The sequence below is a fragment of the Opitutus sp. ER46 genome, assembly GCF_003054705.1.
In the GTDB taxonomy this organism is placed as follows: Bacteria; Verrucomicrobiota; Verrucomicrobiia; order Opitutales; family Opitutaceae; genus ER46.
Genome location: NZ_QAYX01000020.1, coordinates 262,270 through 278,486, shown reverse-complemented (window position 1 = coordinate 278,486; position 16,217 = coordinate 262,270). Strand labels below are relative to the sequence as shown.

The following is a 16,217-nucleotide window of genomic DNA, read 5'->3' as shown; positions in this document are numbered from 1 at the left end:
TTAGGCGGAACGCCGGGGTGCGCGTTTCCGGCGCTGGGCGCTCGCGTTCATGAATTCTCGCGCGCTCGCCGGAGTCTCCGGCGTCCGCTGAAACGACGCGATAAACGCGTCGGTGAGGCCGAGTGTTGTCAGCAGCTTCGCCAGCCCCAAAAAGCTGATCTGTCCGGAGCGTTCGAAACGCCGCAGGGTCGCAATCGCTACGCCGCTTTTTTGGCCAAGATCGAGTTGCCGAAGCCCATGGGCCAAGCGGTGCTGACGGACAGCGTCGGCTACAGTCCGCAGCAAGTCGGCTTCCGTATTAAGCGATAACATATTATCACTAAGGTCCAAGATGAGGGTTTAAGCAATCATGATTGATTGCTTAATTCGCCCAACAAAGTGGGCCTGGCCATCCTTCAGCAGACCGGCAAAAACGCCGACAAATTTTTACCCTCTTCCGCGCTCAAGCATTTGATTCCCAGCGTGAAAAAGCGCTCTAAACATCGGCAAAATGATCGGCAAAACCGACGGTCCGCACGGCCCAACTGTTCGGATAAACCTTACGGTCGTAAGGTTATTCCGGTCGTTTCAGGTTACTCGCCGACTGCCATCGCGCTGGTTCCACGTCTCTGACGCCAGCGAGGCGTGGCACGTTGGCAAGGCCACGTCGTCGCCGCATTCCCATTCGCTATTCGCGAATCGCGAATGAATGAGCTGGCCGTTGTTCTACGCGCTCACGCCCTCCAGGAAAATCGACGTTCGGTGGTGCTGGAGAAAATACTTCTGATCCGAATTGAAACCACCGACGCGAGGCGGATTCCCAGGGTCGACTCCCATGCGCCGCAGAGAATCAACGTCTGCGATGGGCGAGATTAGTGTCTCGCCGGAATCGGCAAAGGAGATGAATCCACGATCGAAGAGATGATCGATCGAGGGTGTCAGCAGCAGCCCGTTCCCCGCAGCTAGACGCTCCTCATTGTTCGATTCACGCCACGGCTTGATGTGGCTCGCGATGAGGTGGACGGGGTTTGAAACCTGCGTAACGCGGCAGCGAGTTTCAAAGCGGCTGACGTTAGTTTTGAACCGACCTTGGCCCAGACGAGACTTGATGAGGGCCGCGCGTTCCGTTTGCGGCAACTCCGATGACTCAATTTTTCGTTCCTCGACCTGCTCCCACTCATCGATCCCGGGCAATTCCACCTCGATGTTGTTTCCGCTACCCAGCTCGGCAACCTGAACAGCTGGGACCACGAAGCCGATCCGCTCCGCCACGATATGTCCGAGCACATCCGGAATGGCCGCGAGATAGACGGCCTGACGGCCGGTCCCGTCGGCGTTGAGCGGAGAGTGGCGAACACCGATGTGGGGGCCGATCTCATCGAGGACGGCGCGCGGCTGGATCGGGTTAGCCGCAGCCGCGAATTCAACGTCCACCCGCCATCCGATCACGTCCCACGCGTTACCAATGTGGCCAAACTCGTCTGGCCTGGGCGACGTGTAGCAGTGGGTTTTCGCTGCGCCAGAGCCATGGATCAGACCATCGGCATACGAGAAAACAACGTCGCCCGGCCGGACCATCCGCATGAAATCATAGAAGATATTTCGTGCACCATCCTTGCGGCGCTTTGGTGACCAGATGTAACCGCCACGAAATTCGTGCCGGAAAGTTTGCTTGTGATTCACCCACCAGAATGCCACCGGACTCAGTTGCTACTCGTTACTGCTCACGAGTCAGTCGAGAAATTACCTGCCCCAGGATGAATGCCGCATGACGGCTCCCAGCACCACCGGACTTAACCTGCTTATCTCCGACAAGCCGGACATCGAGCGGGACGCATTGGCCGACGCGTTTGCCCGGGGAGGTGGCGAGGTGCACCGCTTGGGCCGGTTTTGGGATCCGCCGGTATTCGATCCCGCAACGGTGCGCGTCTACGGAGCGGACTCGTTTTGTTTGGTGCTTCAGCAGAAGCTCGGGCTCGCGCTCTGCTCGCCCGCCGACGATCTGCTGCTACATGTGCCATCGCGCTTCCTTCAGCGCCAGATTGTGCGACGCACATTGACTGATGCTCTCACCACGCTTCCGGCATTCGTGAAGCCGGTCACGCCGAAGCAATTTCGCGGCGCCGTCTACTCCTCACCGGAAGAACTCAGCGCCGAATGCCGCGGTCTACCGCCGGACACTGCGGTTTTGGTTGCGGAGCCCGTGACATTAACAGCCGAGGTGCGGAGTTTCGTCGTAGAGGGCCAAGTCCTCGACGCAGCGATCTACGAAGGAAGCGGAGCACTAGAGTCCAGCTCGCGGCGGTTCGCGATGAGCCTACTCATCGGTTCTGAAAACACGCCCAATTCGCGGAGCGCATGGCTGCCTCAGCCGCCTGAATGGCCAGCCGAAGGACCAGCTTCGAGGCCTGCGAGCGAACCTCGGCCAATTTCGCGCGGAGTTCATCCAATCGTGAATCGGCGGCGCTCGCATTCATCGAGTGAGACTAACCCGAAATGACCGGCTTCAGCCAACCCGGCAGAGGATCGGCGCGGACGGAGCGGCTTTCTCGGACGCTGAGAACGAGCCGATATGGATTTTCGGCTGAACTGTTGTCATAGACGTGAACCTCGGGGACAAACGTCAGCGCCTGTCTGAGGTTCTCCAGGGACTGCCGGAAGCGCCGCTCGAGACGTTCCGGCGGCACGTCATGACCGCCGGCGCGCACCCGTTGAGCCACCCGAGCCCCGGAAAGTTGAGCGCTGGAGATGCCGATGAAATAGACCGTCACGCGGTAGCCGGCCGCGATCGCATCGCGCAGAAACTGAAGTTTCGCGCCCACGGGATCAGAGAAAACGGTCTCCGTGATGAAGGACATTTCCTCGGCCAGGAGTTGCGACCGCGCCGCATCCGCTGCTGCGGCGGCCTCAGAATCCGAAATTCCGAGCGCTGCGCCGATTCGGTCGGCGTTTACGAATGGCAGCCCGGTGTCCTTGAGGAAGGTCTCGAAAAACGTGGATTTGCCTGCGCCATTCGGGCCGGCGAGAAAGATCAGCCTCGGTTCCATGCCGGCACTCTATTCGACGGGAATGAACTGGCGGTTCGAAAACCGTCCGCGTCGAGTTGATCCGTCGGCCCTGCGTTCGATGATGAGATCGGGTGCCGTCGTATCCGCTTCGTAAACAGGTCCTGCATGTTTGGCGATTAGCGCGAGAGCCTTCTTTCGGCCTTTTTCGGACTGCGACAACGCTACGACCTGATCGAGATCCGCGACATTTCCGCGCTGCTTCACTTTCGCGACGCTTTCGCCCACCAGCACGCTGTCGAGCACCCGCCCCAGCTTGGCCCAGTGCTCGATCTGCGCGGTCGGAGGCCGATCGAACAACGCGCCGGTTGTTCTCGCCATGTTCACCAACTCCGAATCGATGCGCAGGGGGATTGAACTCATGGGCGAACTCTGTAGCATTTCGCTACACGGTCAACTTCCCTCAGCGATCGGCATCCGCGCTGAGTCAGGTCGATCCCGGAACGAACTTCCAGCCAGTCACTTCGCCCACGGCGAAAGGTCAGCGTGTGCGGTGCCGAGCCAGTCGACCACGGCGACACGAAGCTCAAGTGCGAACTCCCGCAGCTCCCTCGCTTCTGCGGCACTCACGCGGCCGGCGGCGTCGTACTCCAGCCCGTTCCGTTTCGCACGACAGGCATCAAGGCAGTCGGCGCCGTCCGGCCAGGTTTTGCCCAATATCAACGGCAGCGACGCAGTGGTGCGGTAATGCGCGTTCAGCTTGTCGGGTCGCCAGTCCTCCGCGAGCAGCGCAATCGAGCAGAGCTGGAGCGCGGCGTTGTAGGCGATGTTGAATCGACCGTGTGGGACAGATTTCGCTTCGAATCCTCAAGGTCGCGATCAACACGCCGAAGATCTTCGCGATTTGGTCGCGGGACGGCTGCTGTGGTTTGAGCCACCCCGCTCCTAGCCCAGTCGCTCAAGGTCATCGGCGCCTCCCTACACGAAGAGTTTTTCCTTCCCGAGCACATCCAGCACGAACGGGTTCTTCGCTCGCCGCTTCCGAAACTCCGCGGCGGTCATCGACACAGGATTTATCTCACGGCCGACCGCGTCCGTGGCCTTTCTCAGGGCCCACGTCGCTCGTCGCCTTGCCAGCGCCGGAGGCAAGCGAGCCGAAAACGAATGCCACTTCGATCCCCTTGATGCCCCGAATTGCCTCCGCGAGCACGTCGCGCAAGCCCGTGGTCTTGAGGACGAGTTGCTGCAGGTCCGGGAACAGCGGGTGGCTTGAGTTGGCCCGGTAGTAGCGTCGGTTCCCGTTGCGCCGGCTGGTGACAAGATCGGCCCCCGAGAGTTTTTCGAGTTCTCCTTGAACCGTCCCCAGTCAATGGCTGGCCCGGTCAGCGTAAGTTGTCAGTAATCCAGCAACAGCCGCGCGTTCATTCCCTCCATGATTTCGGCCGCCATTTCTGACGGAGTCCTGTTTCCACGCCGGTTAGCGACTTTGAAGTCCTGTACAAGCCTCTCTAGGTGCCGTGGCGGATAAAACGCGTAGCGCAGGCCGGCGCACGAAACGTACAGTAGCCGCGCGCCGGTGACCGTTCCGGTTCCGGCGCCGTCGGGACCTCCCTTGTAGTCGTAGTCCTTTATCGTTACCTCCAACGCGGTGAACCCATTTGGCGCCGCCGGCTCGCTTATCGCCCACAGCCGCGTGTCGACGCCGTCCGACCAAGAGCCGGAAACCGAATCCACACGGCCCAACCCGAGCAGCCGTCTGAGTTGCGTGTAGTCACAGGGAAATTCGATCAGCATCAGCGCGACGCCGAGACGCGCGATATCTGCGTTTGACGACCAGTCACCGACGGGCACGTCGATCTTTCGGGTACTGCGTATCGCGCCAGTGGAGAGATCAAAGGTGTAGTGCCAGCCGTCGGCGGTCGTCAGGCAAAAGCTCTTGTCGTACTCCTCAAGACGCAATGCGATCTCCGGGTCTGGCAACGATCGACCGACGTCATCGGCGAGCCATTGATAGTGGCTGGCCGAAACCAGCACCTTCGACGCGTCCTTCAAGAGATCCACGGTTGAGTATTCCTTGAGCAGCTTGCCTTCACAGTAGAACGCGACGGCCAAATGCCCGGGTTGGGGTCTGCTGCCATCGTGCCACGGCCCCATCCGGACAAGGAACCGCGCGTCGTCTGACAAAAACACCTGATGTGAATACCAGCCTTGGGCCCGCCATGCCTCCCGCGTCTCTCCGTGAGGAGAAACTGAGTAGACCGCGGCATAAGGAACTCCCGTTTCTCCGCCTGCCACCATCTTCACGAATGCCGATCCGCGTTCCGAGGTCGTGACCTTCGTCAGTTCAGGAGCGGGACTGTCAGCGATAAGCACGAATGGCGTCCAAGACGAGACACCGACGGCAAGGAGGATGGCCCGGAAGCGATAGCGCGTCGTTCTCACCGCGGCAGGCTCCTCCGTTTGGATCGGCAGTGCAATTCCGAGTTGCTGCATTGGGCTAGAGTGGCCCCCCGTGCGCGCAGGTGTGCGTCGGCGGTGTTGGCACTCTCCGAAGAAATTGCCTCGGCGAACACCTCCAGAAAACGGAGCATTGGTTCGATCCCAGCCCGGATTGCCATTCGACGCACCGTCCGAGCACGGCTTGCTCATGGCCCGTGGCCGGCATGTTCGATTACAATACAGCTCAGTCAGTCGAGGACTTGATGTGACGTGAGCTACGATCTGTATCTCCATCGCTCCGCTCCGGTGACGCATTCCGAATCTACTTTTCATGCGAACTCACGACTGGCGCGTCGGCTGATCGTTTACCTGTACCAGCGTCAAACGAAGGCCGGTGAACGGGATGCGAATCAAGCGGATCTTAATGGCTTTATAAGTCGCATTGTAATGACCTGTAAGATAGAAACTTGTGATTGCCGCTCGGAGACACGGATTTCCCCCTAAAAGCAGGTGTACACGGATGATAGTCGCCTCGTTTAGTTAGATAATAACAAGTCCTCGAAAAGGCAGTGTGAGTACTGCCGCCGACCAGATGACTGGCGGAGAATTGCGCAAGACAGGCCCCTTCAAACGCACCACCGATAGGTCTGTGGCGATTTCTACCCACGTCGCCGCTCCCGACTCGGAACGGAACGTGCTAGCGAAACGAGCCGAACGTCTTCCGCAACCGCTCCGTTCGGCACTTCCAACCAGCACGACGATGGGAAAGACCTACCACGATATCACAGGGACAGTCGGCACTACGCCGCGCGTCCGACTCAATCATACGGCCGCTCGCTCCGGAGCGATCTCGGGGATTTGGCGGCGCTTTCCCCGCGGAGCGTGCCTCCTTGCGCTCAGCGCGTTGGCGTTCGGGCTTCGCGCGGCGGAGCCTCCACCGCGATCATTCGACATCCCGGCGGGAGCCGGCAAGACGACCCTCGAAAGCTTCGCCAAGCAGGCGAAGGTCGAGGTCATTTACAGCGCGGACAAGGTCGAGGGCGTGAAGACCAACTCCGTGAAGGGGGACTACACGCCCCGCCAGGCGCTCGAGCAGCTCGTCGCCGAGACCGGCCTGGTGGTCGTGCAGGATCCGAAAAGCGGAGCGCTCACCGTCACGAAGCCCGCACCCGCAACGCGAAAAGAAAACACCACGGAGAATGAACCGCCCTTCACGGAAGGCCGGCCGACCATGCTCGAGAGGGTGGACGTCTCCACCACGCGCATCGACGGTCTGAACAATAAGGGCCTGCTGCAGGCCGGCGCCAACGCGCCGCTCTACCACGAGGTCGTCACGCGCCTCGATATCGAGCGCATGGGCGTCTCGAGCCTGGAGGAACTCTTCCGCTACATTCCGCAGACCTCGTCGGCCTCGACGTTCATGCAGGCCCCGGCGGGCTTTTCCAACGTCAGCGGCGGGCTGACCTCCCGCACCTCGACCGTCGGCCTGCGCGGGTTCGACTCGTCGCAGACGGTCGTGTTGGTCAATGGCCGCGCACTGCCGCGCAGCGGCTTGGGGTCGAACGGCGGCGCGGACATCGCGCGCATCCCGATCGCGGCGATCGAGCGCGTCGAGATCCTGCCCTACGCGGGCTCGGCCATCTACGGCGCGGGCGCGCTCGGCGGCGCGATCAACGTCATCCTGCGCAAGGAATACACCGGCCGCGATCTCACGACCTACTTCGGCACCTCGACCGACGGCGGCGCGACCGAGTATCGCGCGACGTATCTCGAAGGCCGGAGCTTCAACGGCGGCAAAACCAATCTCACCTACGCGCTCAGCTACCAGCATCGCGAGGCGCTGCGGGCCAACCAGCGCGACTACCTCGACGATGCCTTCCGCCGCTACGGTCCGGACTCGACCGCCGTCAACCCCCAGGGCCAGCGGCTGTTCGAGACGTTGATCCTGCCGGCGTTTGCGGGCTCGCCGGCGACCATCCTGATCCAAGGTGGTGCCACGTCGGGTGATCTGGGCATCCCCGGCGCCGCGGGCGTGCGCTATGCCGGCGTGCCGGCGGGCCTGACTGCGGCCCAAGCGCTGGCACTCACGCCGGGGTCGTTTACGGCCACGGCGGGCAAGCCCACGCTGAGTCCGCGCTATGGTCGCTCGATTCTCTACGAGCCGATCGAATCCTTCAGTGTCAACGCCCAGCTCGAACACGAGTTCGTGAAGGACAAGCTCAACGCCTACGGCGAGTTCACCGTCGGGCAGAACCGGAAGTCCTACTCGATGCCGCAGCAGCTCGTGGAGTATCTGGATGCCGACGACCCGCTGAATCCCTTTCGCAACAACGTCACCCCGGGCTTCGCGGGCCGGGCGGTAACCGTCTTTCTCGATTCGCCGGACCTGCCCGATCCCTCAATCCTCTATAAGGATGAGTCGGCCCGCGCGGTGCTCGGACTCAAGGGCCAGATCACGGAGCGCTGGGAATGGTCGGTCGACGGCGTGCTCGACTACTCGCACAGCTTGACCAACAGCAAGAACCCGTCGACGGACCTGATCGATCTCAACGATCTCGATCCCTACGCCGATCCCGGCCCGTCCGCTCCGGCGGAGGTTCGGCGCGCGATCTATCCGCTCTTCAGCGATCACACCAAGTATCCGATCAGCCAGGCCGACGCGGATAAGTATTTCGGCACGGTGCGCCGCAGCGCCTCGCACGGCCTGCAATGGGAGGGCAATGCGCGCGTGATGGGCGAGGTCTTCAACCTGCCGGCCGGACCGCTCCGCGCCTCGGCGGTGGGCAAGTATCAACATTGGGATTTTGTCTCCGGTCAGCTCATGGACGGCAGCGATGCGACCTCGCGGCTTATCCATAACGTCGGTTGGGACACTTCGTCGAGCAGCACGCCCGGCACGCGCAAGATCCGACAGGGTGCCGTCGAGGTGAGCGTGCCAGTGATCAGCAAGCAGTGGCAGCCGCTGCCGATCGAGGGTCTCGATCTCCAGGGCAGCCTTTCGCGGGAACTCGACACCAGCAGTGGCCTGAACTCGGAAGATAAGCCCTTCACCAACAAACAGTCGGCGACGAGCAGCGTCGTCGCGGTGAAACTGCAGGTGACACGCGACGTCGCGCTGCGCGCGTCGTATTCGGAAGGTTTCTACCCGCCCAACTGGTGGGACGTGAGCGCGCCGACCACGGAGTTTCCGGTCGGCGGCTACTTCCCCGATCCGAAGCGTGGCAACACGATGCAGTTCACGCCGATGATTGCGGTCAAGCAGGGTGGCAATCCGAACCTGACGCCGGAGAAGGCGAAGTCGGACAACTTCGGCGTGATTCTCACGCCGCGCTGGCTCCCAAATCTCACGCTCAATCTCGATTACTGGAAGATCAAGAAGACCGATGCGGTCGTCTCGACCTCTTTCGTGGACATTATCGCGAATCCGGACGCCTTCGGCTTTCTCATCACGCGGCAGGCGCCCGGCGCGGGCGATCCCGCGGGCTGGCTCGGCCGCATCACGGCGGTGGACGCACGGGCGTTCAACGCGTCGGTGACGGACACGGAAGGCATCGACGTGGGCCTGCGCTACAACGAAGTGAAGACGGCGGTGGGCACGTTCGAGTTCGCCGGCTCGGCGAGCTTCACGAACAAGTTCCTCCTCGCGACGACGCCGACCGCGCCGATCGTGAACACGGCGGGCGGCAGCGGTCCGATCCGCTGGCGCGGGAATGCTTCGGCGACCTGGCTCCGCGGGCGTTGGTCGGCCACGATTACGGGCCGCTACGTCGGGCACCATTCGACGAGCACCACGGCTCCGTCCGAGAGCTATCCGGGCGCATCGTCGCTCGATGGCGGCCGCATCCCGGCGTATCTGCACTGGGACCTTCAGGCCAGCTATGAGATTCCCTACGGCATCGCCGCCGCAGATGGCTGGAAGACCTGGTTCTCCGGCGCGAAGTTCACGCTCGGCATGCTCAATGTGCTGAACGACAAGCCGGCGTTCCTCTCGAGCGGCGCGTTCTACGACGGCGCCGATGATCCGCGTCAGCGTTATGTGTATCTGCAGGTGAAAAAGAGTTTCTAACCCGGCCCCGAACCGGAACGTGGAGAGCGGGAAAGCCGGGCACCGGCCCCAAATTTCCCGCTCCCACGGCATCCCGGCTCGGGCGGGAGAAGCGGTTCTCGTTTTTTGGATTTCCTCTTACGGTGCCCGGTGCGGCATCCGCGGCAGTGACCCTCGCACCATCAATCCTCCAACTCTGATCATGTTTCTCTCCTCTCTCTCCCGCGGTGCGCTCTGGGCGCGCCGCCTGCTTCTCCTCGGCACGATCGCTGGTGTGGTGGCGCCAGTCGTGCGGCTGGCCGCTGCGCCCGCGGACATGCCGGCGCCGGCCTCGTCCGATCCGGTCGAGGTCGAACTCAACGCCGTGCTGGCATTGCAGGCCCGCCGCCCCCCTGAGGGCACGAAGGGTGCGGCGCAGTATTTCTGGTATGACAACTACTGCCAGAGCCTCTCCAACGCAGCGGTCGCGTTCATGGAGAAACATCCGACCGATCCGCGCCGGTGGCGTGCAGCCTTCCTGCTGCCGCGCTATCTGCCGCGGTTCGTGAAGTCGATCGGCGAGGGCTACGACGCCTCGAGTGACGAGAAGCTCGTCGTGCGCGACACGGCGCGTGAGGCGGCGTGGACGGCGAAGGTTGAGGCGATCGAGAAGGAGATGCGCGCGGCGGCTGATGTGCCGGATGAGGTGCGCGAGCAGCTCGAGTTCGGCGACATGATGCAGGTGATGAATGCGAACTACCGCGCGGCTTTCGAGGGTGGCACGCCGGTCGATCTGCCGGCGGTGGAGGCGGCGATGAAGAAGTTCCTGGCGGGCTGGCCGGAGAGCGAATCGGGCCGCGGCATCCTGCCGATGTACGTGAGCCTGCGAAAGAAGCTCGGGACGGTGGACGAGGTCGCGGTGCTGGCGGGATTCAGTGACAGCCCGAATCGTGCGGCGCGCGAATATGTGCAGGCACGGGCGCGCTTCGCGGAGTTGTCCAAGAAACCCTTCGAGCTGACGTTCACGGCGCTCGATGGGCGCGAGGTGGATTTGAAGAAGCTGCGCGGCAAAGTCGTGCTGATTGATTTCTGGGCGACGTGGTGCGGGCCGTGCATCGCTGAGATACCGAACGTGAAGAAGACCTACGAGGAACTGCACGACAAAGGCTTCGAGGTGATCGGCGTGTCGCTCGACGCGGAAAAAGACCGGAAGAAGTTCATCGATCTCGTCGCGAAGGAGGGCGTGACCTGGCCGCAGCGGTTCGAGGGCAAGGGCTGGAACGACGCGCTGGCGAGGGAATACACCATCTCCGGCATTCCGGCGATGTTCCTGCTCGATCAGCAGGGCAACCTCGTGAGCACGGATGCGCGCGGCGAGAAGCTCGGGCAGACGGTGCGGCGGCTGCTGAAGATGTGAGGGATCGGCCGGGGCAGCATCGGGCGGCGGAACCGCCGAGGATTGGGCGTGGGTGTAGCCGGGGTCGCCGCCCCGGCTGCAGGTTTGGTTAGTCTAGCTCCGCTGCTGCCCGCGGCCTGCTGCAATCGCACGCTACGATCGACCTTCGTTCAGCGCCGCGTGATCCTAAACGCGGTCAGCGGAAATTCGAAGGCAGTCTCGCCCTGTGCGTTGCTCGCCGTGCGGAATAGCGCCAGCCATCTCTCTCTCAACCTGCGGCGGCTGGCCTCCGGGAGGATCTGATAGCTGTAAAAGGCCGGCGCCACTCGCTCGACCAAGACTTCCGGCGCGGCTTGTACAGCCACTGCGATGGCCTCCGTGGCGATCGCCTCGTCGGTACGCCACTGCGCGGCGGGAAAAATGCGCTTCAGGTCGTCGACGTCCGCCATTCGCACCCCGTTGCCGCTGATGGCCTCGCCCTCCAGTCCTTCGGACGCGAGCGAAGCCTTGAGCTCAGCCGCACAGGCGGCAAAGAGCGCCGAGGGTTCTCGCAAGCCGGGTATCACCGCGGCGAATCTGCCGCCGCGTTTCAGGACGCGGGCGACCTCGTCAACCGCCGCATTCAGGGGGCTGAATAACATGAAGGCCATATGGCAGACGACCAGATCCACGGAGCCGGAAGGAAGTGAAAGGTGGTCGGCCGCTTCGTTCAGAAACCGGACGGTAGCGACGTGAGCCAAGCGGATACGCGCCGAAGCCAGTTCGGCGTCACTCAAGTCGACCGCCGTCACCTGGCCTCCCGGCCCGACGCGCTTCACCAAAATCTCGGTGAGCGGCCCGTTCCCGCAGGCGAGGTCCACCACCGACATGCCATCGGCAGGCTCCGCAAACGTGGAGAACGCGTCATAACTCGTGGCTCCGCTCGCGGTTCGCGCTGCGCCAATGCTTCGCTCGGTCAATCCCGGCGCTGATGCATGGACATTGAGAATCAACTTCTCCTGGTGCGCATTTTCCATGTTCGTTTGGACGGTCATCAAAGCGTCGTTTGCGGCCGATGGGCAACGTTCCTTGCCGCTGCCAACCACCAAGCAAGGCGGCTGCGCCGACGCTCTTCCCCAGTCGTTAGCCGTTCAGGAATGGTGGAGCAGGTATATTCTACTGGCTTTTGCTCAACCCGCCGGTTGAGTCGCTCCTATGCCTCCCTGCACCCACAACGTTAAGAAACGAAAAACCCGCCGCATTAAGAACGACCGCATCGTGGCCGCCAAGAAGGCCGCGAAAGCGAAGGGCTAAGTTTCGCCCGCTTGTGGTGCTCGTGACCGCGTTTTGGTCACTGAGCCGGTGCTCTCAGAGCGCGAGGCCGTCGGGGCGATATCCGCTGTCGCCGGTTACTCGCCTTCGTCGTCCTGGACGTCGGGCGGGGCGATGGGAGAGAGAAGGCGGTCGAGTTCGGCCTGGGTGGGATTGCGGATCGCGCGGACGGTGATGACGGCCTCCCCGGCGGGGAGCGTCACGGTCGTCGGCGTGTCGGGCGTGAGTCCCAGGATCGCGGTCGCCAGCGGCGAGCTGTGGGGCAGACATTCGATGCCGGACTCGGCGTCGGTCGCCGTCTCGCCATGGGTCGCCACGAGAAACGTGAACCGGTGTTTGCGCTTTGTACCGACGTCCTGCTTCTCGACCGTGACCACGTGCCCGAGCTGCACCGTCGGCGTTGGCTTCGTCAGCCAGGTGGCCGGATCGACTTCGATGAAGGTGTTGCGGACGACGAAACGATCGAGCGCGGTCATCTTCCGATCGACGGCGCGGATCGCCTCCTTGGCCGCCTTGAAACCGAAGTTCTCGCGCAGGTCGCCCTGGCTGTGCGCCTCCACCTTGTCCTTCACCAGGTCGACGCGTTTCCGCTTCAGCGCCTCGAACTCCTCCGCCAGCACCCGGTTGTACCCGTGCCGCACGTAGATCGTCGTCGGGGGTGGCGGCGGCAGCCGGAAGATGTTCTTTCGATGCAGTGGCATGGCCGGGACTCTAGCAGAGATCTGCGGTCGCTCCAGACGGGATCCTGACGCGACCGCCCGGCCTCCAGACCGTCCGAGCGAGGGAAAACTCCGCGTGCCAAGTCTTGCGCCGCCTTCTCGCGTGACGAGTAGCGGGTGCTAACGGCCAAGTTGTCGCAGGACATGTGCAAACCTCTTCGCGACGAGCTGTCTTGGATCAGTGGTTCCGCAATACCTGCCGGGCCCTCGGAATGTGGGCGATGCTGGCGGTCGTGGTTTGGGCTGCGCCCCACGCGAGGGCGCAGACCACCTGGACGACGGTGACGTCGCACACGCAGAACGATCTCTGGGGCGTGTGCCACGGTGGCGGCCAGTTCGTCGCCGTCGGCGTGGGCGGCACGATCCTCACGTCGACCGACGGCTCCGCGTGGGCGGCGCGAGACGGCGGGACGAGCGAATGGCTCCTCGCCGTCACTTACGGGGGCGGTCAGTACGTGGCGGTGGGGAACAATGGTGCGATCCTCACGTCGCCGGATGCCGCCACCTGGACGCGACGCGATTCGGGCACCAACCTCCGCCTGAACGGCGTGGCGTTCGGGGGCGACCGCTATCTCGCGGTGGGCGAGCAGGGGATTGTGAGCACGTCGGCGGATGGGGTGACGTGGTCCGCCGCGGCGAGCGGCGCTCCCTCATTCCTTCGCGCCGTCGCGTACCGTGCTGATGTTGGCTTTGTACTGGGCGGCGGGAACCAAACGATTCTGGTGACGACCGACGGCGTTCATTTCAAGCGCCGGGGAATCCTGACGCATGGCAACGTCGAGGCGCTGTTCTGTGATGGCACAACCTTCTTTGCCGCTGGCGAGTCTGAGCTGACGGCCACCGCGACCGATCCGCGACATTGGACTGTCGCATACCCCTGGATCTCACCGTCCGACTGGTACGCGTACTTTCGTGGCATCACTCGGTTCAACGACACGACGATCTGCGTCGGCCAAAGCGGGCGGGGGAACCCCTTGGAGCCGATCTTCTGCCGCGGGTACGTCGTTAAGGTCGACAACCCGGCCGCGCGCCTGGCGGCGGTGGCGGCCAGCGCGAATGAAGTCGTGGCCGTCGGTTTTGAGGGTGTCATCCTTCGCTCGGTGCCGCCGCAGACATCTCCTGGTGTTATTGACGTCACCGTGTCTGGTCCCGGCTTGTACGTCGGCAATCGTGTGACGCTCTCGGCGTGGTCGAGTAACGGTGCGACGCCCAAGACCTACCAGTGGTTGCGGAGTGGGGTGGCGATTGCCGGCGCGACGGCGAGCACGCTGACACTGGGCCCCTTGTCGCCAGCCGATGTCGGGGTGGAGTACCAATGCAAGGTATCAAACGCGTATGGCTCCACCACCGGTCCTAATAGCGGGCTCCCCCTCTCTGTGCGCCCAGCGCCAACCCCTGGCGACCTCATCGATCCAACTTTCTCCACGCCGATCGTCACGGAGCCGCGGAGGGTCGATATCCTGCCTGATGGTCGGCTTCTCGTTCGGGCCGAAATGTATTTCTATCCCGGAGACGAGCCGCAGGAGGGCATTGCGCGGCTGAACGTCGATGGATCGCTGGATGAAACCTTCAACCTGGTCGCGGCGGGCTTGCGGCTCGCGACCGGCACCACCCCGCGCGTGCTGCCGAATGGTGACGTGCTTATTTCCACGGTCTCGACGCTTGCGCCGAGCGGCAACGCCGGTACCCCGGCGTACACCTTGGTCAAATCCGATGGGACGATCGTGCCGCTCGGTACTCGGCTCCCGGGCAACATTTGGTTGACGGACGGGCGTTCCCTTAACGTGACGCTGAACGGCAACGTCGTAACGATCTCCCGCAACCAGCCCGATGGTTCGCCCGACGCGGGGTTTCCGACTCAGACCATCGTCCTCGCCGAACCCCATGTCGGTTCCTGGGACCCGGACTACCGCAGCTTTGTCTTCGCCCACGACGACCTCGGCCGCGTGTTCCTTGCCGCGAGCACATACCAGAGTACCGGTGGGACCGGAGCGATCGGCGTGCGCGGCTCGAAACTGATCCGACTGCTGCCCGATGGCTTGGTGGACGCATCGTTTCCGGTCCGGACCCTGAGTTTGCCGATTGAACAACTTGTGATCGTCGCGGGCAAAATTCACTACGTCTCGTTCGTGAACGAGATTTGGGGCGAATATGATATCTATGCTGGGCGACTCACTGCGTCCGCTCTTGAAGATCCCGGCTATAGTCGCGTCAGCTTCCATGGCGGATCAATGACGAGTTCGCCCAGGAATATCGACATGGTCCTAAACCCGGATGGATCGCTGGTCGTTGCATCGGTCTCGGGGCTTGCGCGGTACGACCCGGATGGCGTTCGCGACACCGACTTTCTCGCCCGATTCGACCTCGCATATCCCGTCACGTTGAGGTTGCACCTGTTGCCTGACGGCAGGCCGTTGCTCGCCGGGAGCTTCACGGCCATCAACGGCCGGGCGGTGACGGGATTGGCGCGGATCAAACCCGTGACCAGCGGCGGCGCATCGCGGTTGGCAAACATGTCGATCCGGGCCACGGCCGGGGAGGGGGATCGTACGTTGATTGCCGGATTCGTGATCGGCGGCGCGTCGGGCTCACGTTCCATGTTAACGCGAGCGGTCGGCCCGGGGCTCGAGGCGTTGGGCCTGGGCGCGGGTGAGGTTCTCGCCGACCCCAAGATGCTCCTGTTTCGGCCCGCCGGCACGACGGAGCAGAACGACGACTGGGACGAGTCAATCGCCGACGAGGCGAGTCGGCGCGGAGCCTTCCCCCTCACGCCCGGCAGCAAGGACGCCGCGCTGCGCGTGGATCTCGGACCCGGATCGTACGGCGTACATGTGAACACGGCCGGAGCGGCTCCCGGGATTGCGCTGCTGGAGATCTACGACGACACGAAGCCGTCGGAGAAGGGCGCGCCGCGGCTGGTGAACAGTTCGGGGCGGGCCTACGTCGGGCCTGGGCAAGTCCTCATCGCCGGCTTTGTGGTTTCCGGAGACCGGTACAAGCGCCTGCTGATACGCGGCATTGGTCCGCGGCTCAGCGCGCTGGGCGTCAGCGGCCCGCTGGCCAACCCGCGCTTGGAGGTTTATCGCGGTGGAACCATCATCGCCGAGAACGACGACTGGGGCACCTCGAAGGAGGCGTGGGACGCACATTTCAAGGCGACCGGAGCCTTCTCCCTGGAACCGGGTTCGAAGGACGCAGCGCTGGTCGTCGATCTGGCGCCGGGCGTGTACACAGCCATGGTGCGAGGCGTCGAGGACGCCGCCGGCCTGGCGCTAGTCGAGGTGTACGAACTGCCTTATCAATAGCCCGCCGGGGTGCCGGCCTGATCCTGAGCGATGCGGCAT

10 protein-coding genes are annotated in these 16,217 nt (G+C 63.2%); 4 read left to right on the top strand and 6 right to left on the bottom strand.

Annotated elements, in window-relative coordinates:
• Window positions 1–705: 705 nt before the first annotated feature.
• Window positions 706–1,662, bottom strand: coding sequence for an HNH endonuclease signature motif containing protein (locus DB354_RS07840; RefSeq protein ID WP_233256585.1), 957 nt, complete (start codon window positions 1,660–1,662; stop codon window positions 706–708).
• A gap of 85 nt (window positions 1,663–1,747) precedes the next feature.
• Here DB354_RS07840 and DB354_RS07835 point away from each other — a divergent pair, with 85 nt between their 5' ends.
• Window positions 1,748–2,479, top strand: a complete 732-nt coding sequence (locus DB354_RS07835; protein WP_107834893.1) for an ATP-grasp domain-containing protein — start codon at window positions 1,748–1,750, stop codon at window positions 2,477–2,479.
• Here DB354_RS07835 and DB354_RS07830 read toward each other — a convergent pair.
• The 3 genes from DB354_RS07830 to DB354_RS07815 all read right to left on the bottom strand — a co-directional run bounded on the left by DB354_RS07830 (window position 2,466) and on the right by DB354_RS07815 (window position 5,477).
• The gene (locus tag DB354_RS07830) at window positions 2,466–3,026 is read right to left on the bottom strand and encodes a zeta toxin family protein (RefSeq protein WP_107834892.1); all 561 of its coding nucleotides are present in this window, start codon (window positions 3,024–3,026) and stop codon (window positions 2,466–2,468) included. The two genes, DB354_RS07835 and DB354_RS07830, sit on opposite strands and share 14 nt — an antisense overlap.
• A gap of 9 nt (window positions 3,027–3,035) precedes the next feature.
• Window positions 3,036–3,407, bottom strand: coding sequence for a hypothetical protein (locus DB354_RS07825; RefSeq protein WP_158277430.1), 372 nt, complete (start codon window positions 3,405–3,407; stop codon window positions 3,036–3,038).
• 972 nt (window positions 3,408–4,379) lie between these two features.
• Complete coding sequence (locus DB354_RS07815) at window positions 4,380–5,477, bottom strand: hypothetical protein (RefSeq protein ID WP_146180150.1); 1,098 nt, start codon at window positions 5,475–5,477, stop codon at window positions 4,380–4,382.
• 850 nt (window positions 5,478–6,327) lie between these two features.
• Between DB354_RS07815 and DB354_RS07810 the strand changes: the two genes are divergently transcribed.
• Together DB354_RS07810 and DB354_RS07805 are read left to right on the top strand one after the other, a co-directional pair.
• Window positions 6,328–9,489 carry a TonB-dependent receptor gene (locus tag DB354_RS07810; RefSeq protein WP_158277429.1) on the top strand — a complete coding sequence of 1,054 codons (3,162 nt, stop codon included), beginning with the start codon at window positions 6,328–6,330 and terminating at the stop codon, window positions 9,487–9,489.
• 181 nt (window positions 9,490–9,670) lie between these two features.
• On the top strand, window positions 9,671–10,864 hold the full coding sequence (locus DB354_RS07805) for a TlpA disulfide reductase family protein (RefSeq protein WP_107834887.1): 1,194 nt from the start codon (window positions 9,671–9,673) through the stop codon (window positions 10,862–10,864).
• A gap of 149 nt (window positions 10,865–11,013) precedes the next feature.
• Here DB354_RS07805 and DB354_RS07800 read toward each other — a convergent pair whose 3' ends face one another.
• Both DB354_RS07800 and DB354_RS07795 read right to left on the bottom strand, forming a co-directional pair.
• The gene (locus DB354_RS07800; protein ID WP_107834886.1) at window positions 11,014–11,877 is read right to left on the bottom strand and encodes a class I SAM-dependent methyltransferase; all 864 of its coding nucleotides are present in this window, start codon (window positions 11,875–11,877) and stop codon (window positions 11,014–11,016) included.
• A gap of 354 nt (window positions 11,878–12,231) precedes the next feature.
• The gene (locus DB354_RS07795) at window positions 12,232–12,855 is read right to left on the bottom strand and encodes a GreA/GreB family elongation factor (RefSeq protein WP_107834885.1); all 624 of its coding nucleotides are present in this window, start codon (window positions 12,853–12,855) and stop codon (window positions 12,232–12,234) included.
• A 239-nt stretch (window positions 12,856–13,094) separates the two neighbouring features.
• Between DB354_RS07795 and DB354_RS07790 the strand changes: the two genes are divergently transcribed.
• A complete protein-coding gene (locus DB354_RS07790) occupies window positions 13,095–16,178 on the top strand; it encodes a hypothetical protein (protein ID WP_158277428.1) in 3,084 nt (1,027 codons plus the stop codon).
• Window positions 16,179–16,217 lie beyond the last annotated feature (39 nt).